Raw genomic sequence first — 23,891 nt, 5'->3', positions numbered from 1 at the left:
GTTCCGTGATCGAACAACCACGGGTAACCAGGCTATCCAGCCTGTACGCTTTGCCCGGGTTCGTGCATAGTACGGCGCTGAATGGTCGCCGGGGTTTGCACTGCAAACCCTGCACGTACCGGTTCCTCGCTGCGCAGCGGCGACTTGACCTTAAGGGGTCAAACAGTTTATACGTCTGCGCCGCTTGCGTTCCCCGGGGTTCGTAAGCTAAGTATATAAAAGGAAGCAACAGGCGGAATTATAGCGCATGGGTAAATCTCTGGTCATTGTCGAATCACCCGCAAAAGCCAAAACGATCAACAAATATCTGGGAAATGACTTCATCGTCAAGTCCTCGGTAGGTCACATCCGTGATCTGCCCACCAGTGGCCAGGCCAAACCGGTGGACGCCAAGGCGCGTGCGCGCCAGGCAGCTGAAACACGCAAATTATCGCCCGAAAAGAAAGCGATCCATAAAAAGCAAAAGGCCAAGGAGCAATTGATCGCCCGCATGGGCATCGACCCCGATAACGGCTGGACAGCCCAGTATCAGGTGCTGCCCGGCAAAGAGAAAGTGGTCGACGAATTGCGTCGCCTGGCCAAGACAGCCGACACCGTCTACCTCGCGACGGATTTGGACCGCGAGGGGGAGGCGATCGCCTGGCATTTGCAGGAAAGCATCGGTCTCGCCCCTGAAAAGTACCGTCGGGTGGTGTTTAACGAAATCACCAAGAAAGCCATCAACGAGGCCTTCGACCGCCCAGGTGAGCTGGACCTTAACCGGGTCAATGCACAGCAGGCGCGTCGATTCCTGGACCGGGTCGTTGGCTTTATGGTGTCGCCACTGCTGTGGGCCAAGGTAGCCCGGGGCCTGAGTGCGGGTCGGGTTCAGTCAGTAGCGGTACGGCTGATTGTCGAGCGCGAGCGCGAGATTCGAGCGTTCAACCCGGAAGAGTTCTGGGACTTGCACGTTCAGACGCGCGCCAAGAACGACGCTGAAGTCCGTTTTGAAGTCGCCCGTTATCTCGGCGACAAGTACCGGCCGGTCAACAAAAGCCAGAGCGATGAGCATGTTGAGCGACTGCGCGATGCGGCATTGCGCATCACCGACCGCGAAGACAAGCCAACTTCATCCAAGGCGGCGCCCCCATTTATTACCTCGACCCTGCAACAGGCGGCCAGCACGCGCCTCGGCTACACCGTCAAGAAAACCATGACCATGGCCCAGAGGCTCTATGAAGCCGGTCACATCACTTATATGCGTACTGACTCGACCAACCTGAGCCAGGAAGCCGTTGCCTCGGCGCGTGATTACATCGCCGACCAGTACGGCAAACAATACCTGCCCGAGAAGCCGGTCACCTACGGCAGCCGGGAAGGGGCCCAGGAGGCGCACGAAGCGATTCGTCCGTCCTATGTGGCCCGCAAGAGCGCTGATCTCTCCGACATGGAGCGCGATGCTCAGCGGCTCTATGAATTGATCTGGCAGCGTTTCGTGGCCTGTCAGATGGTACCAGCCAAGTACAAGAGCACGGTGCTGACGGTCGCCACCGGCGATTATGAGCTCAAGGCAAAGGGCCGGGTGCTGGTATTCGACGGCTACACCCGGGTCATGACTCAGGTCACTAAGGGCGATGACGCCATCGAACTGCCAGATCTGAAAGTGAGTGACGAGCTGGCGCTGGTGGCTTTGGAGCCACGCCAGCACTTCACCAAGCCGCCAGCGCGCTTTACGGAAGCCTCGCTGGTCAAAGAGCTGGAAAAACAGGGTATTGGCCGGCCATCGACCTATGCCTCCATTATTTCGACGATTCAGGATCGAGGCTACGTACGGCTGGTCAGCCGCCGCTTTTTCGCTGAAAAAATTGGCGATATTGTGACCGACCGGCTGACCGAATCGTTCAAGGATCTGATGCAGTATCAGTTCACTGCGCGTCTGGAAGAGTATCTGGATGACATTGCTACCGGTGAGCGCACCTGGAAGCAGGTGCTCGACAGCTTCTACGACGACTTTACCCGCCAGTTGGACCAGGCTGAATCCGACGAAGACGGTATGCGCTCCAACGAGCCGACACCAACGGACATCGAGTGCCCGAAATGCGGGCGCCCGATGATGATTCGTACCGGTACCACCGGCGTGTTTCTCGGCTGCTCCGGCTACAGTCTGCCACCCAAGGAGCGTTGCAAGGGCACCCTGAACCTGATTCCCGGCGAGGAAGTGCTCGACCTGGAAGACGACGATGAGGCAGAAGCCCAGGCGTTGCGCCACAAAGAGCGCTGCGACAAATGCGGCACGGCGATGGACAGCTACCTGATCGATGAAGGCCGGAAACTGCATATCTGCGGCAACAACCCGGATTGTACCGGCTTCAAGGTCGAGAAAGGCCAGTACAAGATCAAGGGCTACGACGGTCCGACGCTCGAGTGCGACAAATGCGGTTCTGAAATGCAGCTCAAGAGCGGGCGTTTCGGCAAATACTTCGGTTGCACCAATGACGAGTGCAAGAATACCCGCAAGTTGTTGCGCAACGGTGAAGCGGCGCCACCGAAGATGGATCCGATTCCGATGCCGGAGCTGAAGTGCCTGAAGGTGGAAGACACATACGTGTTGCGTGATGGCGCAGCCGGTTTGTTTCTGGCGGCCAGTCAGTTCCCGAAAAACCGGGAAACCAGGCCGCCACTGGTGAAGGAACTGGTAGCCCACGCCGATGAGTTGCCAGAGAAGTACCTGTACCTGACCAAAGCGCCCAAAAAAGACGACGAAGGTCGGCCCACTGTCATCCGTTTCAGCCGCAAGACGAAAGAGCAGTACGTCATGACGGAAAATGAGGATGGCAAGGCATCTGGCTGGAAGGCCTTTTATCAGGGTAAGCGTTGGGTGGTTGAAGAGAAAACTGGTAAAGCGGCCAAGGCCTGAGTAACTGGCACCCTTGAACCAAAAAAAACCGGCAGTTGCCGGTTTTTTTATCGCTGCGTTCCAGTGAAGGAACGCTCAGCTTTTGGGAAAGTCCCGCTGGGTGTGGCCCTTGTAGAGCTGACGGGGCCGTCCAATGCGGTAGCTGCCACTGATCATCTCTTTCCAATGGGCAATCCAGCCCGGCGTGCGGCCAACTGCGAACAAAACCGTGAACATGTCGTTCGGGATGCCGAGCGCCTTGAAGATGATGCCTGAATAGAAATCGACGTTGGGGTAGAGCTTCTTCTCGACGAAGTAGGGGTCCTCCAGCGCAATTTTTTCCAGACGCATGGCGATTTTCAGCAACGGATCGTTGTTGATGCCCAGCTCGCCAAGCACTTCATCGCACGTGGCTTTCATCACCTTGGCGCGTGGGTCGTAGTTCTTGTAGACCCGATGGCCAAAGCCCATCAGACGGAACGGATCGTCCTTGTCTTTGGCGCGCTTGATGTACTCTTCGATGTTGGCTTCATCACCAATCTCTTCGAGCATGTTCAGCACCGCCTCGTTGGCGCCGCCGTGTGCTGGCCCCCAGAGCGCTGCTATGCCGGCGGCAATGCAGGCGAACGGGTTGGCACCGGATGAGCCGGCCAGCCGCACCGTTGACGTTGAGGCGTTTTGCTCGTGATCGGCATGGAGAGTGAAAATCTTGTCCATGGCCCGCGCCAGGACGGGGTTCACGGTATATTCCTCGGCCGGTGTGCTGAACATCATGTGCAGAAAGTTGCCACCATAGGACAGATCGTTCCGCGGGTACATGAATGGCTGACCCATTGAGTACTTGTAGGTCATGGCCGCCAGCGTCGGCATTTTGGAAATCAGACGGTGCGCAGCGACTTCACGATGGTGATCGTTGCTGATGTCGAGCGAATCGTGATAAAAGGCCGATAGGGCCCCAACCACGCCAACCATGATCGCCATGGGGTGGGAGTCACGGCGGAACCCCTGGAAAAACACATGCATCTGCTCGTGCACCATGGTGTGGTGCATGATGATGTTCTTGAACTCGCCTTTCTGGGTGTTATCTGGCAGATCTCCATACAACAACAGGTAGCAGACATCCAGATAGTCGGCATTCTCGGCCAACTGATCGATAGGGTAGCCCCGGTGCAGTAAGACACCTTTATCACCATCGATATAGGTGATTTCAGATTCGCAGGACGCGGTTGAGACAAAGCCCGGATCATAGGTGAACAGGCCGTGAGCGGTCAGCGACCGCACGTCTACAACATCCTGACCCAGCGTGCCGGAGTAAATCGGCAATTCAATCGGGTCGCGTCCTTCGATGACCAACTTGGCTGTCTTGTCAGTCATGAGGCCTCCTCTTCAAAGCAGTGTTGGGCGCCGGAGTATCGGCGCAGGATGGGGTGAACTCGTGTTGGGCCTGTAGGGCAGGCCCCGTGCGACGTGCATTGCCAGCAAATAAGTGCCCTCAAAGCAACGCCGGATGATACAGTTGTGACTCAGAGTTTAAAATCGGGGCCAACTATAGAGCCTTGGTCGGGATTGTCAATTTGACTTCAGTCTTACGGCTTGAACGCAAAAAACGATGTCTCCCCCTAAAGTCGAAGTGGAAACCTTTTATCAATCGATACAATAGCGACCGCTAATGAATCCCGGATCAGGCGGGCTGATCACGGGAGTGTTCATTTGTAATTGTGTTCGACGGTCTCTATAATTCCGCCGCATTTCGGGGTTGGGCTTAATTGTCCAACAACTCCAAACACCCCGGTTCAGGGGTTCGCACCATAAGAAGAGTGTACTGCCGTGAAAGATCACCGACCGAAAAACCTCGATCTGGCGACGATCCAAATGCCGATCACCGCCATAGCGTCGATTCTGCACCGAATCACCGGCGTCATGCTGTTTGTCGCCGTGGGCTTTCTAGTCTGGGCTTTAAGTCTGAGCCTCGAGTCCCGTCAGGGGTTTGACCAGACAGTTGCCGTCATGACCCACCCACTCGCCAAGCTGATTACCTGGGGCATTTTGTCTCTGGTCATCTACCACCTCTTTGCCGGCATCAAGCACCTGATCATGGACGCCGGTTTCGCTGAAACGAAGGAAGGGGGGCCGCTGGCGGCCAAAATCACCCTGGTCCTGACTGTCGTTGTGATCGTGTTGATGGGGATTTGGGTATGGTAAAAAGTGTGACGAATCTAACCCGTAGCGGCCTTTCTGACTGGCTGGTGCAACGTGTCTCAGCGGTTCTGCTGGCACTCTATACACTCTTCATTCTTGGTGTGTTCTTCGCCAACCCGGACCTGGGTTATGACGAATGGGAACACCTCTTCTCCTTGTTCTGGGTCAAACTGTTCACGCTGGCCACATTGCTGGCTCTGGTCGGCCATATCTGGATCGGCATGTGGACCGTCGCGACCGATTACCTGAAAAACACCTGGGTTCGCTTCTTCTTTTTATGTGTGATCGCTGTAACCGCTTTTGTTTACCTGGTTACCGGTGTTACCGCTGTATGGGGTGTATAAAGCATGGCTAACATCAAGACAATGACATATGACGCCATCGTGGTTGGTGGCGGTGGTTCGGGCCTGCGGGCGGCGTTGCAGCTGGCCGAATCCGGATTGAACACGGCGGTAATCTCCAAAGTTTTCCCAACCCGTTCTCACACGGTATCGGCCCAGGGTGGCATCACCTGCGCCATCGCCAGTGCCGATCCGGATGATGACTGGCGCTGGCACATGTATGACACCGTCAAAGGTTCCGATTACATCGGCGACCAGGACGCGATTGAATACATGTGTTCAGTGGGCCCTCAGGCTGTGTTCGAGCTCGATCATATGGGGCTGCCGTTTTCACGTTTTGAAAATGGCCGCATCTACCAGCGCCCCTTTGGTGGGCAGTCCAAGAACTTTGGCGAAGGCGGCCAGGCTTCTCGTACCTGTGCTGCGGCCGACCGTACCGGTCATGCGCTGTTGCACACGCTTTATCAGGGCAATCTGAAGGCAGGTACCAGCTTTCTGAACGAATGGTATGCCGTCGACCTGGTCACCAACGACAGCAACGCCGTTGTCGGTGTGGTGGCGATTGATATCGAAACGGGTGAAACCGTGCATATTCAGTCCAAGGCCACGGTTCTGGCGACCGGCGGTGCAGGGCGCATCTATGCCTCCACCACCAACGCTTTGATCAATACCGGCGACGGCATTGGCATGGCATTGCGCGCGGGCTTCCCGGTGCAGGATATGGAAATGTGGCAGTTCCACCCAACCGGTATTTACGGCGCCGGTACTCTGGTAACCGAAGGGTGCCGGGGTGAGGGGGGCTACCTGATCAACAAAGACGGCGAGCGGTTTATGGAACGCTATGCGCCGAACGCCAAAGACCTGGCCGGTCGTGACGTTGTTGCGCGGTCAATGATTCTGGAATTGCTGGAAGGACGCGGGGGCGGCCCGGAGGGCGATCACGTCTTCCTGAAACTCGACCACCTGGGTGAAGAGCTGCTCCAAAGCCGCCTGCCTGGCATTGTCGAGCTGTCCAAAACCTTTGCTCACGTTGACCCGGCCAAGGAACCCATTCCAGTGGTGCCGACCTGCCACTATATGATGGGCGGTATTCCGACCAACATCGGCGGCCAGGCTCTGACCGTAGATGCCTACGGCAAAGACCACGTCATTGACGGTCTCTACGCCTGTGGCGAAGCCGCTTGTGTTTCGGTTCACGGGGCTAATCGTCTGGGCGGCAACTCCCTGCTGGATCTGGTGGTCTTCGGTCGTTCTGCCGGTATGCAGATCGAGAAAACCTTGCGTGAAGGCTTTGAAACCAGTGCTGCCACTCAGGCGGATATCGAGCGTGCCATGGCGCGACTGGATGCACTGGAGAATGGCAAGGGCACCGAAAAAGTGGCCGACGTCAAAAAAGACCTGCAGAACTGCATGCAACTGCACTTCGGCGTGTTCCGCGAAGGCAAGAGCATGGGCGAAGGCCTGGCCAAGCTGGCCGAGATTCGCGAGCGCGTGGCCAATATTGGTCTCGACGACAAGAGCCGTGCCTTCAACACAGCACGCATAGAAGCCCTCGAGCTGGCCAACCTGCTGGAAGTCGCCGAGGCAACTGCGGTGTCGGCCGAACAGCGAACTGAGAGCCGCGGTGCCCATGCCCGCGAAGATTATCAGGAGCGCGACGACGAAAACTGGCTGTGCCATTCCATCTTCAAGCCAGGCGAGAAAGTGATCAGCAAGCGGGCGGTGAACTTCACACCGAAGACCGTTGATACCTTCCAGCCTAAAATCCGGACTTACTAGGAGCGTTGTATGAAAGTCAGCCTGTATCGCTACAATCCGGAAACCGACAAGAAGCCCTACATGCAGGATTACGACATCAATGTCCCTGCAGACAAGGATCTGATGGTTCTCGATGTTCTGAATCTGGTGAAAGAACAGGACCCCTCTGTATCCTATCGCCGCTCCTGCCGTGAAGGTGTCTGCGGCTCAGACGGTTTGAACATCAATGGCAAGAATGGCCTGGGCTGCATTACGCCCCTGTCCGAAGTGAAGGGCGGTCGCGACAAACTGGTCGTGCGCCCGTTGCCGGGCCTGCCGGTCATTCGTGACCTGGTGGTCGACATGAGTGTTTTCTACAAGCAGTACGAGAAAATCAAGCCTTTCCTGATCAACGATCAGCCGGCACCCGCCATTGAGCGGCTGCAAAGCCCGGAAGACCGGGAAAAGCTCGACGGCCTCTACGAGTGCATTCTTTGCGCCTGCTGTTCAACCTCCTGTCCGTCGTTTTGGTGGAACCCGGACAAATTTGTCGGCCCGGCAGGTTTGCTGCAAGCCTACCGCTTTCTGGCAGACAGCCGCGATACCGCTACTGCGGATCGTCTGGCAGAACTGGACGATCCGTTCAGTGTCTTCCGTTGCCGTGGTATCATGAATTGTGTCAGTGTGTGCCCCAAAGGGTTGAACCCAACGCGTGCGATCGGTCATATCCGGTCTATGCTGTTGGCCAACGCGACCTGATCACTGTTTATAGGCGATTACGTTAAGTGATGGCTAAGTAGCAGCCGCTTCACTCTGCGGTTGAACCCCGGTATCGACAGATACCGGGGCGTTTTGCGATCAGCTGGTTGTTTTTCGGGTCGGCCGGGCGCATTTGAGTGATGAAAATTGAGCCGATGTCTTCTGGCATCATTATTCTCCGCGGTATTGAACAAACAGGGTTCAAGCAATGCAAAACGGCACCATGGAGGAACTTTGGTCTACATCCCATCTATCGGGCGGTAACCAAGCCTACCTTGATGAAATGTTCGAAGCCTATCTGGCTGACCCCAATTCCGTCACCGAGCAATGGCGCGCGGTGTTCGACAAACTCCCCAACATTAACGATAAAGTCACGACCGACACGCCTCATGCGCCGGTTCGCGATCATTTCCTGCTTCTCGGCAAATCCCGCAACGTCGCGGCTAGTACACTCGCTCCCAGCATCGTCACTGAGCACGAGCGCAAGCAGGTGCAGGTCCATCAACTTGCAACGGCCTATAGGTTCCGTGGACATCAGAAAGCCAAGCTGGATCCGCTCGGCATTGCCATTCGCGGCGACGTTCCGGACCTGGAATTGCAATACCACGGGCTTTCTGCGGCTGACGAAGACACGATTTTTCAGTGTGGCAACCTCTATATTGGCAAGTCAGAGGCACCACTGAAAGACATCGTCAATGCGTTGGAACAGACCTATTGCTCATCCATTGGCACCGAATTCACCCATATTGTCGACACCGCAGAACGTCGCTGGATAGAACAGCGCATCGAGTCGGTTCGCTCCAAGCCCGATTACTCGCCGCAAGCGCGAAAGCATATTCTTGAGCGGCTGACGGCCTCGGAAGGGTTGGAAAAATTCCTCGGCTCCAAGTACCCCGGTACCAAGCGGTTCGGGCTTGAAGGCGGCGAAACACTGGTCCCGCTGATGGATGAGCTGATTCAGCGCAGCGGCAGCTACGGTGCCAAGGAAATTGTGATCGGCATGGCCCACCGCGGCCGTTTGAACATGCTGGTCAATATTCTGGGCAAGAACCCGTCTGAACTGTTCCAGGAATTTGAAGGCAAGTCGTTCCTTGATCAGGGGTCCGGTGATGTTAAGTACCACCAGGGCTTTTCGTCGAATGTGATGACCGAGGGTGGCGAAGTGCATCTGGCGCTGGCCTTTAACCCATCTCACCTGGAGATTGTGTCTCCGGTGGTAGAAGGCTCGGTTCGTGCCCGTCAGGATCGCCGCAAGGACAACACCAGAGATCAGGTGGTGCCGGTCAATATCCACGGTGACGCCGCCTTTGCTGGCCAGGGCGTGGTGATGGAAACCTTCCAGATGTCCCAGACCCGGGCGTTCAATACCGGTGGGACCGTTCATATCATCATCAACAACCAGGTCGGGTTCACCACGTCGAAGCGCGAGGATGCGCGTTCGACCGAGTACTGCACCGACATCGCCAAGATGGTTCAGGCGCCGATCCTGCACGTCAACGGCGATGACCCCGAAGCGGTAGTGTTTGCGACCCAGGTGGCCGTCGATTACCGTCAGCAGTTCAAGAAAGACGTAGTGATCGACCTGGTCTGTTACCGTCGCCGCGGCCACAACGAGGCCGACGAGCCGGCGATGACCCAGCCGATGATGTACCAGGCAATTCGCAGCCGCAAAACATCGCTGGCGCTGTACATCGAATCCCTGATCGAACAGGAAGTCATTACCGAAGCAGACGCCAAGGCAATGGCCGATGAATACCGGGATCTGCTCGACAACGGCGAGCACGTGGTCAAGTCACTGGTCAAAGAGCCGAACAAGACGCTGTTTGTCGACTGGTCACCCTACCTGAACCAGCCGGTAGTCGATGATTACGACTCCAGCTACCCGTTGAAAGACCTGCAGGATCTGGCTAACCAGATGAACACCCTGCCAGAGGGTTTTCCGCTGCAGCGTCAGGTCAACAAGATTCTGGAAGACCGGGCCAAGATGGCCAAGGGTGCCTTGCCCATTAACTGGGGCATGGCTGAAATGCTCGCCTACGCGACGCTGATAAAAGACGGTCATCCGGTACGGATGACCGGGCAGGATTCCGGCCGGGGTACTTTTGTTCACCGCCATGCGGTCTTGCACAATCAGAAAGACGGCAGTACCTACACGCCGCTGGCTCACCTGTCGGATGATCAGCCGAGCTTTGAAGTGTTCGATTCGTTTCTGTCTGAAGAAGCGGTAGTGGCCTTCGAGTACGGTTATTCAACCACAACGCCCAACTCCCTGGTGATCTGGGAAGCCCAGTTTGGTGACTTCGCCAATGGTGCGCAGGTGGTGATTGACCAGTTCATTACCTCCGGTGAACACAAATGGGGGCGTCTCTGTGGCCTGGTGATGCTGTTGCCACATGGCTATGAAGGGCAGGGGCCTGAGCATTCATCCGCTCGGCTCGAGCGCTTCCTGCAAATGTGCGCCGAGCAGAACATTCAGGTATGCATGCCGACCACACCGGCTCAGGTATTCCACATGCTGCGTCGTCAGGCTCGGCGGAACCTGCGCAAGCCGTTGGTGGTGATGTCTCCGAAGAGCCTGTTGCGCCACAAAGACGCCGTCTCCAGCCTGGAAGAACTGGCCAATGGCAGCTTCCAGACGGTACTGCCGGAAGCCGACAGCAGCATTGATCCGAAGAAAGTGACCCGGGTCGTGCTGTGCTCCGGCAAGGTCTACTACGACCTGACCGAGAAGCGCGCCAAGGAATCCGCCAATCACGTTGCCATCATCCGGATCGAGCAGTTGTACCCCTTCCCGGAAGACCGGTTGTACGAAATCCTTCTGGCATACCCCAAGCTAAAAGAGGTGATCTGGAGTCAGGAGGAGCCCATGAATCAGGGCGCCTGGTATTCCAGCCAGCACCACATGCGCAAGGCGTTGCAACGGGTTAACCCGAAACTGCACCTGAGCTATGCCGGACGTGAAGCATCGGCGTCACCGGCAGCCGGGTATATGGCATTGCACCTTGAACAGCTTGAAAAATTCCTTAATGAAGCAATTTTGCTTGATCAATGATCGACGGCTAACCGACTAAGGACCCACTACATGGCTACAGAAATTAAAGCTCCCCAGTTTCCAGAGTCCGTCGCTGACGGCACCGTTGCTACCTGGCACAAACAGCCGGGTGAGGCTGTTTCGCGTGATGAGCTGATCGTCGACATTGAGACTGACAAAGTCGTACTGGAAGTCGTTGCACCGGCTGACGGCGCGATCAAGGAAATCACCAAAAACGAAGGCGACACCGTTGAAAGCCAGGAAGTGATTGGCTATTTCGAAGCGGGCGCTGGCGGCGGTGATGCCGACTCGAAAGAAAAAGACACAGCCAAGAAAGATGACTCGAAAGACGCCTCGAAAAAAGAAGAGGCGTCGTCGTCTTCAAGCGCAGGACAGGGCGATGCGGACGCGGCCATGAGCCCGGCCGCACGCCGCCTGGCCGACGATCATAATCTCAGTGCCCAGGACATCACCGGCACGGGCAAAGGTGGACGCATCACCAAAGAAGATGTGGTTAATGCCGTTGAAAGCAACACCAAGTCTAGCCCGGCTGAAGCACCATCGAACAGCATGCCTGGGATGATGCCGCAAAGTCAGAGTACGTCCTCTGCGGGTGTGGCAACTCAGCCGGGCGAGCGTTCTGAAAAGCGCGTTCCGATGACCCGGTTGCGCAAGCGGGTGGCCGAGCGGTTGCTGGAAGCGAAAAACAGCACCGCCATGCTGACGACGTTCAACGAAGTCAACATGAAGCCCATCATGGATCTGCGCGCCAAGTACAAAGAAGAATTCCAGAACGCCCACAATGGTACGCGTCTTGGGTTCATGTCCTTCTTTGTTAAGGCGGCAACCGAAGCACTGCGTCGCTTCCCGGACGTCAATGCTTCTATTGATGGTGACGACATTGTGTATCACGGCTACTACGATATCGGTGTGGCTGTATCCAGTGACCGTGGTCTGGTTGTCCCGGTTCTGCGCGATACCGAGCAGATGAGTCTGGCGACCATCGAGAGCACCATTCGCGATTTCGGTTCTCGTGCACAGTCTGGCAAGCTCGGTCTGGAAGACATGCAGGGTGGTACTTTTACCATCACCAACGGGGGTGTTTTTGGTTCTCTGTTGTCGACGCCTATTCTGAATCCGCCACAAACTGCCATTTTGGGTATGCACAAGATTCAGGAACGTCCTATGGCGGTGAACGGTGAAGTGAAGGTTCTGCCGATGATGTACCTGGCGTTGTCCTATGACCACCGACTGATCGATGGCAAAGAAGCGGTACAGTATCTGGTTGCCATTAAAGACATGCTGGAAGATCCGGCGCGTATTCTGCTCGAGCTGTAATGCCAGCCTTCGGTCAACGAACAGGCGCGTAAAGGAACAGGATTCGAAAGGGCAGCAGTAATGCTGCTGCCATCGCTAACAGTTAATAGAAGGGTCAGAGAATATGGCACAACAATTTGATGTAGTGGTTATCGGTTCAGGACCGGGCGGCTATGTCGCGGCCATCAAGGCTGCGCAACTGGGTCTGAAAACAGCCATCGTCGAAAAGTGGCTGACCAAAGATGAAAAACCGTCTTACGGTGGCACCTGCCTGAACGTCGGTTGCATTCCGTCGAAGGCCTTGCTCGAATCGTCTGAGAAGTTTCACGAAGCGCAGCATGATTTTGAACTTCATGGTATTGGCCTGAAAGACCTCAAGGTCGACGTCAAGGCCATGGTCAAGCGTAAGGAAGACATCGTTGGCAAACTGACCGGCGGTGTTGCTGGCTTGTTAAAAGGCAACGGCGTTACTGCCTTCGAAGGCAAGGGGATGCTCAAGGCCAACAAGGTTGTGGAAGTGACCTTGCACGATGGCAAAACAGAAACGCTGGAAGGCAAGAACGTCATTCTTGCGACGGGCTCCATCCCGATCGAGATTCCACCAACGCCAACCAACGGCGACACCATTGTCGATTCTGAAGGTGCTCTGGAGTTTTCGTCAGTGCCCAAGCGCTTGGGTGTTATTGGCGCCGGTGTTATTGGTCTGGAGCTGGGCTCGGTCTGGAAACGCCTGGGCTCCGAGGTGGTTGTTCTGGAAGCCATGGATACCTTCCTGCCGGCTGCCGATCAGGCTATTGCCAAAGACGCCTTCAAGTTTTTCACCAAGAAAGCCGGCCTTGATGTTCGCCTTGGCGCGCGCGTTACCGGTTCTGAGGTGAAGAAGAACAAGGTAGAAGTAACCTTTGAAGACAGCGAAGGCGAGAAAAAAGAAACCTTCGACAAACTGATCGTTGCGGTAGGCCGTCGGCCTTACACCGAAGGCTGCCTCGACAAGGGCTGCGGCGTTTCTCTCGACGAGCGTGGTTTTGTTCAGGTTGATGACCAGTGCCGTTCCACCGTACCGGGTGTTTACGCCATCGGCGACGTGGTTCGCGGCCCGATGCTGGCTCACAAAGGCTCGGAAGAGGGCATCATGGTGGCAGAAATCATCGCCGGCCATAACGCCCAGATGAACTACGACACCATTCCGAATGTCATCTATACCCACCCTGAAATTGCCTGGGTCGGCAAGACCGAAGAGCAACTGAAATCAGATGGCGCCGACTACAAAGTGGGTTCTTTCTCCATGGCGGCCATCGGTCGTGCCATGGCGCAAAATGCCACCGACGGCCAGGTCAAGATCATCGCCGATGCAAAGACCGACCGTATTCTGGGCATGCATATTTTCGCGTCGGGCGCGTCAGAAATGATCGCTCAGGGCGTGATTGCGATGGAGTTTGCCTCCAGCGCTGAAGACTTGCAGCTGACCTGCTTCGCTCACCCGACTAACTCGGAAGCGGTGCACGAAGCAGCATTGGCTGTAGATAATATGGCAATTCACAAGGTCAATCGCAAAAAGCGTTGATTATAGAAAGTTACCGGGAGATTGCTCCCGGTTTCTTTATTCGCTAATCAGAGTGCCTTGCGGGTGAAACCCACTAGAACAAAAAATTCTCCCAAACACTCGAGTTCACAGAACGGAAAGAACGATGAACCTACACGAGTATCAATCGAAGCAGCTGTTCAAAGAGTACGGTCTGCCTGTATCCGATGGCTATGCCTGTGATACGCCTGATGAAGCGGTTGCTGCCGCCAAGAAAATCGGGGGTAACATGTGGGTGGTCAAGGCTCAGGTACACGCGGGTGGCCGGGGCAAGGCTGGCGGCGTAAAGCTGGTCAAAACCGATGACGAGATTCGCGCCTTCGCTGAAAAGTGGCTGGGTCAGAATCTGGTTACCTTCCAGACCGATGAAAAAGGCCAGCCAGTCAGCAAGATTCTGGTTGAAACCTGCACCGACATCGCTAACGAACTGTACCTCAGTGCCGTTGTCGACCGTGGTAGCCGTCGCGTTGTTTTCATGGCATCGACCGAAGGTGGCATGGACATCGAAACGGTCGCCGAAGAAACGCCCGAGAAAATTCTGCGCGTTGTTGTCGATCCTCTGGTCGGCGCTCAGCCTTTCCAGGCGCGTGACGTGGCATTCCAGCTCGGCCTGAAGGGCGAGCAGGTTAAGCAGTTCACCAAAATCTTCCTGGGTCTGGCGAAGCTGTTCGTCGATAAAGACCTGGCGCTGATCGAAGTAAACCCGCTGGTCATCACCGACGAAGGCAACCTGCACTGCCTCGATGCCAAAATCGGTGTCGACAGCAATGCTCTGTTCCGTCAGAAGCAAATCTCCGACATGCGCGACCCTTCACAGGAAGACGAGCGCGAAGCGCAAGCCTCAGCCTGGGAACTGAACTACGTTGCACTGGACGGCAACATCGGTTGCATGGTCAACGGTGCTGGCCTGGCGATGGGCACCATGGACATCGTGAAATTGCACGGTGGCCAGCCTGCCAACTTCCTTGACGTAGGCGGTGGCGCGACCAAAGAGCGCGTTGCTGAAGCGTTCAAGATCATCCTGTCCGATACCTCGGTCAAGGCGGTTCTGGTCAACATCTTCGGCGGCATTGTGCGTTGCGACATGATTGCTGAAGGCATCATCGGCGCGGTAGAAGAAGTCGGCGTGAAAGTACCGGTTGTTGTTCGTCTTGAAGGCAACAACGCTGAACTGGGCACACAGAAACTGGCCGAAAGTGGCCTGAACATCATAGCGGCCACTTCGCTGACTGACGCTGCCGAGAAAGTGGTACAAGCAGCCGGAGGTGCAGCATGAGCGTATTGATCGATAAGAACACCAAGGTAATTTGCCAGGGCTTTACCGGTTCACAGGGCACCTTCCACAGTGAACAGGCGATTGAGTACGGCACGCAAATGGTCGGCGGTGTATCGCCGGGCAAAGGCGGCACCACGCACCTGGGCCTGCCTGTATTCAACACCGCTCGTGAAGCGGTAGAAGCAACAGGCGCCACTGCCTCCGTGATCTACGTACCCGCACCGTTTTGCCTCGACGCCATCATCGAAGCAGCCGACAGCGGTGTTGAGCTGGTGGTGTGCATCACCGAAGGCATCCCGACGCTGGACATGCTGGTTGCCAAAGAGTACGTCGACCGCAAAGGTGTGCGTATGATTGGCCCGAACTGCCCGGGCGTGATCACTCCGGGAGAATGCAAAATCGGCATCATGCCTGGTCACATTCACAAGCCAGGTAAAGTGGGCATCGTATCGCGTTCCGGTACCCTGACCTATGAAGCCGTTAAGCAGACCACTGACCATGGCTTTGGTCAGTCTACCTGTGTGGGCATCGGTGGCGATCCGATTCCGGGTTCAAACTTCATCGACATTCTGGAAATGTTCGAGAAAGACCCGGCAACCGAAGCCATCGTGATGATTGGCGAGATTGGCGGTACAGCTGAAGAAGAAGCCGCGGCTTATATTAAAGCCAATGTTTCCAAGCCAGTCGTCTCCTACATTGCCGGTGTGACTGCCCCTGCAGGCAAGCGCATGGGCCATGCGGGCGCCATCATTGCCGGTGGCAAGGGTACGGCGGACGAGAAGTTTGCTGCCCTGGAAGACGCCGGTGTTAAAACCGTTCGCTCTCTGGCGCAGATTGGTGACGCTTTGAAAGAAGTCACCGGCTGGTAAGCACCTGACGATCGCAATCTGACGCGACGTTTTGATAAAGGCAGCTGAGGCTGCCTTTTTTATTGGGTGAGAATAAGTCGGCAGTCAGGCAGGGGCTGTTAGGCTAGACTCTGCCGATACACAGGACACGACATTTAAGGATAGGCAGGACATGTTACATCTCTTTGATTGGCTGGCGTTGCTGGTGTTTTTCACCAGTTGGGTGGTCTATACCCGCTATGCATCCCGCGAGGCCAAACGCAGACACAGTTTATCGTCGATCATGCATCATTTTCGGGTGGACTGGATGCATCGGCTGTTACGCCGTGAGAACCGGGTGGCTGATATGTCTGCAGTGGGTAATCTGGAGCGCAACTCTGCGTTCTTTGCCTCCAGTTGCCTGTTTGTGGTGGCGGGTCTGATTACCGTGCTGGCCGCCTCGGAACAGGTAGTTAGACTGCTGAACGACATCTCCTTTGTACAGCCCGGGACCAAGGCGCTGTGGGAAGCCAAGGTGGGCGTGCTGGTGGCGATTTACGTGTACGCTTTTCTCAGCTTTACCTGGAGTATGCGGCAATTTGGTTTTCTGTCGGTGATGATTGGGTCGGCACCGACCCCGAGCGAGAGCATCGCTGATTCCGTCAAGAAAGACTTTTCCGTTCACACCGCCAAGGTAATGGATCTGGCGGGCAAGCAGTTCAATCTGGGTTTGCGGGCGGTTTATTTCAGCCTCGCCGTCGTCGGGTGGTTCCTGGGGCCACTCTGGTTCGTGGTGCTGACCAGTGTGATCATCGGCGTCTTGTATCGGCGGGAATTTCGCAGTACAACGCTTAAGGAGCTGGTAAGGGCTCGTGGCCTGGACCCAAAGCAAGACATAGGCCTGGGCAGGAATGTGGAGGATTGACCGGGCTGGCCCTCGTTTAACGAGAGCCAGCCCCAATCGATTTTATACGCCGGGTTCCGCGCCGGCAGGCATTGATCGTTGATCCTGAATCGCCTGACGCAGGGGGATGCGCAACAGCAGGATGCCTCCGGCTATGAAATAGAGCATGATCACTAATAGGGCCTGGTGCCGGCCAACGGCGTCGGAAATGGGGCCGAAGGTCATGCCGATAATGATGGCAAAGCGCCCGAAAGTGCCCCACAAACCGAACAGTAAGGCAGAGTCTTTCGGGTTCGCCAGTAAACCGACCACGGCCCGGCTGGCGCTCTGTGTAGCCCCCATGGCACTGCCTGCCACAAAGGCGACCACCACAAACAGGGTAGAGACCGTCATCCCGGTCAGTGCGACAAGCACATCCAGATAATAGATGCCCAATAGGCCCATTAGCCACCATCCCAGGGTTAACAACAGGGTGTTCTTGGAGCCAAGTGTGTCTTCAATAAAGCCGAACCCGATAGCGCCAATCATAGAGGCGATCTGCAGCGTAGCGCCGATGATCAGTAACTGGGTGCCGCGAATGCCTATTTCTTCCTGAGCGTAGATTCCGAAGAATTTAACCACAACCGATACCCCGGCCATGTACACCATAAACGCGATGAAAAAGCGAAACAGGACCGGGTAATCGGCAATAATGCTGCGCATTGCGAGTAACCGTGCCCCCGCGGCTTTCAGCAGCACCGAAAAGCGGGCGTGCTCGAACTCGGGCATGGGCTCAGCCCGTTCTTTGACGAACAGGAATGTAGGAAGGGCGCCTAGCCCGTAGAAAAGCGCAACGACGACCATGGCCAACTGGTTCTGGTCGATATAAAGCGAGAGATTTGAGCTGGCGCTTTCGGTAACCACTACGATGATGATCAGCAGGCTCAACAACCCTCCAATATAACCGATACCCCAGCCTATGCCGGAGATCCGCCCCATGTTGTCCTTGTTTGCCAGTTCGGTCAGAAAACTGGCAATGAAGGTCTCTGACAGCATCCAGGCGGTGTTGCTGCAAATAAGAAACGCCATGCCGAGCCAGACTGACCCGGGCTCCACGAAATACAAACCGCCGGTCGCCAGTACCGACACCCAGGTGCACCAGGCCAGGTACCGCTTCTTGCGGCCGCTGTAGTCGCAAATAACGCCCACCAGAGGTGCCAGAACGATAGCCAGCCCCGTCGAAATGGCCACGCTGGCTGCCCAGAAAGTGTTCTTCAAATGGTCGAGTTCGGGCGGAACAATGTAGGAGATGAAAAAAGCACTGTAGATAAAGCTGACTACGACCGTGGTGTAGCTGCTGTTGGCGAAGTCATACATGGCCCAGCCAAAGATCTCGCGCTTGCGAACCGGAGCGTGGGGAGTGGGTGTCGACATCCTGGAGTTGCTTCCTTGTTATGGACAGGCGGTTGTCACAGGCTCGATGGGTATGATTGGGAACGCCAGCGAACCTGCCGGTTTCAGGTTCAAGTGTGCACCAGTGCTGGCGGTGAGGAAAGTCCGGGGTGGTAAATGATAGGGGCAGCGCTTGAAATGCATCACAAGGCCCATAAATAGAGGGAACCATTGTCTAAGTCTTTGATTTGAGGTGAATTCCATGTCTGAAACCCAACAAGAAACGCTCAGTTTTCAGACAGAAGTCAAGCAACTTCTGCATTTGATGATCCACTCCCTGTACTCCAACAAGGAGATATTCCTGCGCGAGCTGATCTCCAATGCATCCGATGCCTGCGACAAGTTGCGCTTCCAGGCGTTGAAGGATGATGCTCTGCTTGCTGAAGACAGTGACCTGACTATTCGGGTCGAGTACGACAAAGAAGCCGGCACGGTTACGCTGACCGACAACGGCATTGGTATGTCCCGTGACGACGTCATCGCCAATCTGGGCACCATCGCCAAGTCCGGCACGGCTGACTTTCTGAAGAATCTGACCGGTGACGAGCGTAAGGACAGTCAGCTGATTGGGCAGTTTGGGGTAGGGTTCTACTCGTCGTTCATCGTTGCCAGTGCTGTTGATGTCTATACCCGACGCGCGGGCACTCCGGCCGAAGCTGGTATCCACTGGCGCAGTGAAGGCGAGGGTGAGTTCAGTCTGGCCGACGTAACACTGCCGCAACGGGGCACTCGCATTGTGTTGCACCTCAAACCGGAAGAAACCGAGTTTGCTGATGGCTGGCGTCTGCGCAACCTGATCCGCAAATACTCGGATCACATCGCCATTCCGGTACAGATGCTGAAAGAAAATTATGAATCAGAAGACGGCGAAAACGCCGAAGAGAAAACGATCGAGTGGGAAACAGTAAACAGTGCCAAGGCGCTGTGGACCCGGCCCCGCAGTGAGATCTCCGACGATGAATACAAGGAGCTATACCGCCACATTTCGCACGATTTTGGCGATCCGTTAAGCTGGAGCCATAATAAAGTTGAGGGCAAGCTGGATTATACCAGCCTGCTGTATATTCCGAAAAAAGCCCCCTATGACATCTGGAATCGCGAGCGAATTCGTGGACTCAAGCTGTATGTGCAGCGCGTTTTCATCATGGATGACGTTGAGCAGTTTCTGCCGATGTATCTGCGCTTTGCCAAGGGGATTGTCGACTCCAACGATCTGCCGCTGAACGTCAGCCGTGAAATTTTGCAGAGCGATGACGCCATCGACAGCATGCGCTCGGCGCTGACCAAGCGGGTTTTGGATATGCTGGCCAAACTGGCCAAGAAAGACCCCGAAGGCTATCAGACTTTCTGGGACGAATTTGGCCAGGTATTGAAGGAAGGGCCGGCGGAAGACGCCGCCAACAACGACAAGATTGCCAAGTTGTTGCGCTTTGCCACGACCCATACCGGCGAAGCCGCCCAGACTCAGTCGCTGGACGACTATGTCAGCCGGATGCAGGAAGGGCAGGATAAAATCTATTACGTGGCCGCCGACAGTCACCAGACCGCCTGGAACAGTCCACACCTGGAAGTGTTCCGCAAGAAAGGCATCGAAGTGCTGCTGATGAGCGACCGGATCGACGAGTGGCTCATGGGTTACCTGCGTGAATTCGACGGCAAGTCGCTGGTCGATGTTGCGCGCGGTGGACTTGATCTGAGCGGTGTCGAAACCGAAGAAGAAAAAGAAGCACAGCAAAAAGCCAACGACGATCACAAGCCGCTTCTTGAGCGTCTGAAAACACTGCTTGCCGACGATGTGGAAGAGGTTCGCATGACGCACCGGTTGGTTGAATCACCAGCTTGCATCGTAGTAGGTGATAACGACATGGGTGCCCAGATGCGCCGTATCATGGAAGCTGCCGGTCAGGCCGTGCCAGAAACCAAACCGATTTTCGAGCTGAATCCGGAACATCCGCTGGTTCAGCGGCTTGAACAGGAAGCCAGCGAAGACCGCTTTGCCGATCTGGCCAACATTCTGCTTGAGCAGGCACGACTGGCCGAAGGCTCTCACCCCAAGGATGCTGCCGGGTTTGTAGGTCGATTGAACAAGCTGCTGCTGGATCTTTCCCGCTAGGCGATGCGCCTTATCCCCAAAAGGCCGGCTAAGGATTCAATTTATGAGTCCAAAACCCGCAACGGGCCACAGTGTGGCCCGTTGCTTGGTGTCGGCACCGGTAGAATTCAGTACAATGCCGGTTAATTTCAATTCTGGAGTAACGAAATGATCTTCAAGAACTGGCTCGCAGCCTGTGCCGTACTGATGCCATTGGCCGCCCAGGCGGGTGGTTCGCTGGACATCGCTTTGTCCAATACCTCGGTCAGGCTAGAACATGAGGCAGTCCGGGTAGGCTCTGGTGCACACATCACCACCGGCCTTGCCTACAGCGAAGACAATCAGGCTTATGCATTCAGTGCCGGTTTTAATGCGGTCGATGCCACCATGGCGAATCGTGAACTCATTGGCGGCATCGGCTTTAAAGGCTTTTTGTTCGATGCCGGTGAACCGGGTTTTGCTCTGGGTGTCGGTGGCTTTTTGCGCTGGCAACCCGATTTTATGAATGGCCTGGGTACCGAAGCACAGCTGTATTACGCACCCGACATTCTCAGTTTTGGAGATGTGGTTGCCTTCCAGGAGGTCATCGCGCGGGTTACCTACAAAGTGCTGCCTCAGGCGCGCGTCTTTGTAGGCTGGCATGACATCGCCGGTTACTATTACGACACAACTGGTGGCCCAAGCCGAATAGACAACACTTTCAACCTCGGTTTCCGGATGAACTACTGAGCCATGAACCGTCGCGGTCTGACCAACGCCTTGCTTTACCAGGCCAGGCTCATGCTGGTGCTGGCTGAGCAGGAGGCGGTGCCGGCGCAACGTCAGGCCTGCGCGTCTTCATTTGAAGTGTTGGCTCACAGAGCGTGGCTCGCGGCTCTGTGTGAAGTGGCTGAGTCTTACGGCGTGTCACTGGCGCCGGAGACACCCCTGAGTGACCTGTTGGACGCCTGGCGTGAAAGACGCCCTGATGCCTGGGAGCTGAATGCGGTGCAAGCAGGCCTCGGGCAGTCCGGTCACTGGATGCAACAACTGCATCGCAATCTGACCCATTGGTCGACAGGTGTGATACCGGAAGGCGTCAAAAAAGCCGACCCAAACCGCATTGCGCTGGTCTCTGACGATAACCAAGAACCTACAAATCATTACCGCAGAATTCTGAATGAGCTGCAACAATGGGTCGATGATGTGAGAGCTCAAGGCGACCACAGTTAACGAACCGGTTTGGCTGACCCCGCGAGCCGTAGCGGCCGAAATCGGGTTCTGCCTAAAGTTGAAACTAAGGGCCATATGTACTGGGAAATTATCGAGCTGGCTAACGGCGAAGTGGCATTGCGCCGGGCCGATTCCAATGACGATCCGTTGCTGGTCATCCGCTTTTCGGATGAAGCCAAGGAGCGCCTGAAAGAGCAGCGCCTGGATGTTGCCCGCGCCATGATTTCAGCCGGCGTGCAGGTGGCAACGGAAATAGAATCTGGCGAAGAGACCGAAGACATGGACGACGACGAGATGATCGTCCACTAACCAAACCCGTACAGGGCGGTAATGGGCGGCCGTTTCCGTTAGCGCTGGTGTGCTGCACCCTCCTGTTAGACCCTTATGTAATACCCTCCTGGGTTCCTTTCTCACGTTCACCCGCTACTGGTATTCTCGATACCAGCGCTTGACCGCGGCTACGTACTGTTCAGTTTCAGGGTAGGGGGGAATGCCCTGGTAGCGGGCCACGGCGGTTTCCCCGGCATTGTAGGCCGCCAGTGCCAGATCAAGATCGCGATAGCGTTGCATCAGATACTTGAGGTGGGCGGCACCGGCGTGAATGTTCTCTCTCGGGTCGGTGATGTTGCGCACCCGATACTGGGCTGCTGTTGCCGGCATCAACTGCATCAGGCCCATGGCACCTTTGTGCGACCGCGCATTGACCTGAAAATTGGATTCCTGCCGGATAACCGCACGAATGAGATTCGCATCCAGCTGGTACTGACTGGCGGCCGTGTTGATGTGTTGTTCGATCTCGGCCCGGCCCCGAAGTCCATCCGGGTCTCTGAGCCGCTGACCGGCATGGCGCGCATTCAAACCACTGTGTTCCAGAACGTAACCGGGCAAGGTTACTGGACGGTTGGTTACTACGCGTTCGCCGGAAGGCGTCAGGTAGATGTACAGATCGGCTGCGGCGGCAGGTAATGTTGTCAGCCAACAGATAATCAGCTTCAGGAGCCAGCCGTTTGGCAAGACAGTAGGGCGCACGATCAGTGCGTTCACTCTGGTTTGACGCAAGGGTTACTGCTCCCGCGTTATTCGTCGTCGAAAAAGAAGGCGTCGTGGCCGACCAGTGATGTCAGTATAGACAACCGAACCGCATTGTCCTGGCTGCCAAGATCCGATGCGCTGATGCATTTTTGCTCGCACAGCCAGCGTAACCCATCGGCGGGCAGGTCGGTTTCTATGGCTTCGCCATCCACAAAGAGCATTCCGGGTTGATAGGCGAGCCTGACCGCGGCATTGCGGATCAGTGGTTGCCGTTGTAACTGGCGGGCGATATCAGCCTTGCTCAGTGAGGGCTCTTCAAGCGGGGCGTCACCGTATTTGGGCTGGGTCATGTAGCTGCCGAACCATCGCGCCATGGCCTCACGGTCTTGTACCAGGCTTTGCAGCATGGTCTGAATGCGGTCTATATCGGCGCTGGTAATGCGGTGGCTGTCGTCGCGGGCGTCCAGATCTGCGTCCTGGTAGCGGTCAAAATCCGAACTGGTATTGGCCAGGAACTGGGCAAAGTCTACCAGTGTTTCAGCCTGGCTGGGTGCGCGAAAGCCAATGGAGTAGGTGATGCAGTCTTTGCTCAGGGCTTCTCCCCAGTGTGCGATTCCCGGCGGCACGTAGAGCATATCGCCCGGTTTCAGAACCCAGCGCTCCTGTTCGTCGAAGTGGGCGAGTATGCTCAAATCGGTATCGTCACGGCGATCATCGGCTTCGGTACAGGATTGGCCGATGCGCCATTCCCGCTCTCCTTCAACTTGAATTAAAAACACATCGTAGTGATCAAAATGCGGCCCGACACCGCCGCCGGGGACGGCATAGGAAATCATAATGTCATCCATACGCCAGGCGGGTATGAAACTGAAGGCATCAAACAGCGCCGCTATTTCGGGCACCCAGTGATCGACGGCCTGAACCAGCAGCGTCCAGTCTTTTTCCGGCAGTTGGGAGAAATCATCTTCGAAGAAGGGACCGTGGCGCAATGTCCAGTCGTTGGCTGTTACCAGGCGTGATTCCACGTCCGGTTCGGTAGCCAGGCCAGCCAGCTCATCGCCACTGATGCCGGGCAGGCCATCGGGGAAGGCCTGGCGTACCAGGTAGGGAGTCTTTTGCCAGTACTGGCTCAGAAATTCCTGGCCACTGAGGCCGCCGAGCATATCCATGAGGGTTACCTGAGTCGGAGTAGTATGGAGCAGCAACTGCACAGTCAGTTTTGCAGCAAACCAGCGATAGTACAAGGCGGGTGAGTCGGGCAGATTGTCGTCTGCCC

Annotated in this window: 19 protein-coding genes; 15 read left to right on the top strand and 4 right to left on the bottom strand. The window is 56.0% G+C overall.

Annotated features, from left to right (window positions below; translation table 11 throughout):
- Positions 1-247: 247 nt before the first annotated feature.
- Positions 248-2,896: a type I DNA topoisomerase gene (topA, locus tag ABJT94_RS11380; RefSeq protein WP_348475211.1), complete on the top strand. Its 2,649-nt coding sequence runs from the start codon at positions 248-250 to the stop codon at positions 2,894-2,896.
- A gap of 75 nt (positions 2,897-2,971) precedes the next feature.
- Here the strand turns inward: topA and gltA are convergent, their stop codons facing one another.
- Positions 2,972-4,249: a citrate synthase gene (gene gltA, locus ABJT94_RS11375; RefSeq protein WP_348475213.1), complete on the bottom strand. Its 1,278-nt coding sequence runs from the start codon at positions 4,247-4,249 to the stop codon at positions 2,972-2,974.
- A gap of 453 nt (positions 4,250-4,702) precedes the next feature.
- Between gltA and sdhC the strand changes: the two genes are divergently transcribed.
- From sdhC to ABJT94_RS11325, 10 genes are all read left to right on the top strand, one after another.
- Positions 4,703-5,077, top strand: coding sequence for a succinate dehydrogenase, cytochrome b556 subunit (sdhC, locus tag ABJT94_RS11370; RefSeq protein WP_348475214.1), 375 nt, complete (start codon positions 4,703-4,705; stop codon positions 5,075-5,077).
- 5 nt (positions 5,078-5,082) lie between these two features.
- Positions 5,083-5,418 carry a succinate dehydrogenase, hydrophobic membrane anchor protein gene (gene sdhD / locus ABJT94_RS11365; RefSeq protein ID WP_342662965.1) on the top strand — a complete coding sequence of 112 codons (336 nt, stop codon included), beginning with the start codon at positions 5,083-5,085 and terminating at the stop codon, positions 5,416-5,418.
- A gap of 3 nt (positions 5,419-5,421) precedes the next feature.
- Positions 5,422-7,194 (top strand): succinate dehydrogenase flavoprotein subunit, encoded by a 1,773-nt coding sequence (sdhA, locus tag ABJT94_RS11360; RefSeq protein WP_348475216.1) that lies wholly within the window; start codon positions 5,422-5,424, stop codon positions 7,192-7,194.
- A gap of 9 nt (positions 7,195-7,203) precedes the next feature.
- The gene (locus tag ABJT94_RS11355; RefSeq protein WP_127555427.1) at positions 7,204-7,911 is read left to right on the top strand and encodes a succinate dehydrogenase iron-sulfur subunit; all 708 of its coding nucleotides are present in this window, start codon (positions 7,204-7,206) and stop codon (positions 7,909-7,911) included.
- A 208-nt stretch (positions 7,912-8,119) separates the two neighbouring features.
- On the top strand, positions 8,120-10,963 hold the full coding sequence (locus ABJT94_RS11350; protein ID WP_348475218.1) for a 2-oxoglutarate dehydrogenase E1 component: 2,844 nt from the start codon (positions 8,120-8,122) through the stop codon (positions 10,961-10,963).
- Positions 10,964-10,993: 30 nt separating this feature from the next.
- Positions 10,994-12,280 carry a 2-oxoglutarate dehydrogenase complex dihydrolipoyllysine-residue succinyltransferase gene (odhB, locus tag ABJT94_RS11345; protein ID WP_213677875.1) on the top strand — a complete coding sequence of 429 codons (1,287 nt, stop codon included), beginning with the start codon at positions 10,994-10,996 and terminating at the stop codon, positions 12,278-12,280.
- 103 nt (positions 12,281-12,383) lie between these two features.
- Positions 12,384-13,823 (top strand): dihydrolipoyl dehydrogenase, encoded by a 1,440-nt coding sequence (lpdA, locus tag ABJT94_RS11340; RefSeq protein ID WP_348475220.1) that lies wholly within the window; start codon positions 12,384-12,386, stop codon positions 13,821-13,823.
- A 124-nt stretch (positions 13,824-13,947) separates the two neighbouring features.
- On the top strand, positions 13,948-15,117 hold the full coding sequence (gene sucC, locus ABJT94_RS11335; protein ID WP_127555423.1) for an ADP-forming succinate--CoA ligase subunit beta: 1,170 nt from the start codon (positions 13,948-13,950) through the stop codon (positions 15,115-15,117).
- Positions 15,114-15,986 (top strand): succinate--CoA ligase subunit alpha, encoded by an 873-nt coding sequence (gene sucD, locus ABJT94_RS11330; RefSeq protein WP_127555422.1) that lies wholly within the window; start codon positions 15,114-15,116, stop codon positions 15,984-15,986. The genes sucC and sucD overlap by 4 nt, the downstream gene beginning before the upstream one ends.
- Before the next feature lie 151 nt (positions 15,987-16,137).
- The gene (locus tag ABJT94_RS11325; protein ID WP_348475221.1) at positions 16,138-16,869 is read left to right on the top strand and encodes a DUF599 domain-containing protein; all 732 of its coding nucleotides are present in this window, start codon (positions 16,138-16,140) and stop codon (positions 16,867-16,869) included.
- 42 nt (positions 16,870-16,911) lie between these two features.
- Here the strand turns inward: ABJT94_RS11325 and ABJT94_RS11320 are convergent, their stop codons facing one another.
- Positions 16,912-18,261, bottom strand: a complete 1,350-nt coding sequence (locus ABJT94_RS11320) for an MFS transporter (RefSeq protein WP_348475223.1) — start codon at positions 18,259-18,261, stop codon at positions 16,912-16,914.
- Between the two features lie 220 nt (positions 18,262-18,481).
- Here ABJT94_RS11320 and htpG point away from each other — a divergent pair, with 220 nt between their 5' ends.
- The 4 genes from htpG (at position 18,482) to ABJT94_RS11300 (ending at position 21,892) form a co-directional block, all read left to right on the top strand.
- Positions 18,482-20,392 carry a molecular chaperone HtpG gene (htpG, locus tag ABJT94_RS11315; protein ID WP_348475224.1) on the top strand — a complete coding sequence of 637 codons (1,911 nt, stop codon included), beginning with the start codon at positions 18,482-18,484 and terminating at the stop codon, positions 20,390-20,392.
- A gap of 147 nt (positions 20,393-20,539) precedes the next feature.
- Positions 20,540-21,100 carry a YfaZ family outer membrane protein gene (locus ABJT94_RS11310; RefSeq protein WP_348475226.1) on the top strand — a complete coding sequence of 187 codons (561 nt, stop codon included), beginning with the start codon at positions 20,540-20,542 and terminating at the stop codon, positions 21,098-21,100.
- Between the two features lie 3 nt (positions 21,101-21,103).
- On the top strand, positions 21,104-21,583 hold the full coding sequence (locus tag ABJT94_RS11305) for a DUF6586 family protein (RefSeq protein WP_348475227.1): 480 nt from the start codon (positions 21,104-21,106) through the stop codon (positions 21,581-21,583).
- 75 nt (positions 21,584-21,658) lie between these two features.
- Entirely contained in the window at positions 21,659-21,892 is a 234-nt protein-coding gene (locus ABJT94_RS11300; protein ID WP_348475228.1) for a hypothetical protein, read from the top strand.
- Positions 21,893-22,006: 114 nt separating this feature from the next.
- Here the strand turns inward: ABJT94_RS11300 and ABJT94_RS11295 are convergent, their stop codons facing one another.
- Together ABJT94_RS11295 and ABJT94_RS11290 are read right to left on the bottom strand one after the other, a co-directional pair.
- On the bottom strand, positions 22,007-22,642 hold the full coding sequence (locus ABJT94_RS11295; protein WP_348475230.1) for a lytic transglycosylase domain-containing protein: 636 nt from the start codon (positions 22,640-22,642) through the stop codon (positions 22,007-22,009).
- Positions 22,643-22,659: 17 nt separating this feature from the next.
- Positions 22,660-23,784, bottom strand: a complete 1,125-nt coding sequence (locus ABJT94_RS11290) for a cupin domain-containing protein (RefSeq protein ID WP_348475231.1) — start codon at positions 23,782-23,784, stop codon at positions 22,660-22,662.
- Positions 23,785-23,891 lie beyond the last annotated feature (107 nt).

It is taken from the genome of Saccharospirillum sp. (assembly GCF_039982735.1).
GTDB lineage: Bacteria > Pseudomonadota > Gammaproteobacteria > Pseudomonadales > Natronospirillaceae > Saccharospirillum.
The sequence above is the reverse complement of the archived record's forward strand: the minus strand, read 5'-3'. Positions and strand labels throughout refer to the sequence as shown.

Excerpts from the sequence above, each read along its gene's own strand:
- topA (WP_348475211.1), top strand. The coding sequence starts at position 248 with ATGGGTAAATCTCTGGTCATTGTCGAATCACCCGCAAAAGCCAAAACG.
- gltA (WP_348475213.1), bottom strand. The coding sequence starts at position 4,249 with ATGACTGACAAGACAGCCAAGTTGGTCATCGAAGGACGCGACCCGATT.
- sdhA (WP_348475216.1), top strand. The coding sequence starts at position 5,422 with ATGGCTAACATCAAGACAATGACATATGACGCCATCGTGGTTGGTGGC.
- ABJT94_RS11355 (WP_127555427.1), top strand. The coding sequence starts at position 7,204 with ATGAAAGTCAGCCTGTATCGCTACAATCCGGAAACCGACAAGAAGCCC.
- ABJT94_RS11350 (WP_348475218.1), top strand. The coding sequence starts at position 8,120 with ATGCAAAACGGCACCATGGAGGAACTTTGGTCTACATCCCATCTATCG.
- odhB (WP_213677875.1), top strand. The coding sequence starts at position 10,994 with ATGGCTACAGAAATTAAAGCTCCCCAGTTTCCAGAGTCCGTCGCTGAC.
- lpdA (WP_348475220.1), top strand. The coding sequence starts at position 12,384 with ATGGCACAACAATTTGATGTAGTGGTTATCGGTTCAGGACCGGGCGGC.
- sucC (WP_127555423.1), top strand. The coding sequence starts at position 13,948 with ATGAACCTACACGAGTATCAATCGAAGCAGCTGTTCAAAGAGTACGGT.
- sucD (WP_127555422.1), top strand. The coding sequence starts at position 15,114 with ATGAGCGTATTGATCGATAAGAACACCAAGGTAATTTGCCAGGGCTTT.
- ABJT94_RS11325 (WP_348475221.1), top strand. The coding sequence starts at position 16,138 with ATGTTACATCTCTTTGATTGGCTGGCGTTGCTGGTGTTTTTCACCAGT.
- ABJT94_RS11320 (WP_348475223.1), bottom strand. The coding sequence starts at position 18,261 with ATGTCGACACCCACTCCCCACGCTCCGGTTCGCAAGCGCGAGATCTTT.
- htpG (WP_348475224.1), top strand. The coding sequence starts at position 18,482 with ATGTCTGAAACCCAACAAGAAACGCTCAGTTTTCAGACAGAAGTCAAG.
- ABJT94_RS11310 (WP_348475226.1), top strand. The coding sequence starts at position 20,540 with ATGATCTTCAAGAACTGGCTCGCAGCCTGTGCCGTACTGATGCCATTG.
- ABJT94_RS11305 (WP_348475227.1), top strand. The coding sequence starts at position 21,104 with ATGAACCGTCGCGGTCTGACCAACGCCTTGCTTTACCAGGCCAGGCTC.
- ABJT94_RS11300 (WP_348475228.1), top strand. The coding sequence starts at position 21,659 with ATGTACTGGGAAATTATCGAGCTGGCTAACGGCGAAGTGGCATTGCGC.
- ABJT94_RS11290 (WP_348475231.1), bottom strand. The coding sequence starts at position 23,784 with ATGGATATGCTCGGCGGCCTCAGTGGCCAGGAATTTCTGAGCCAGTAC.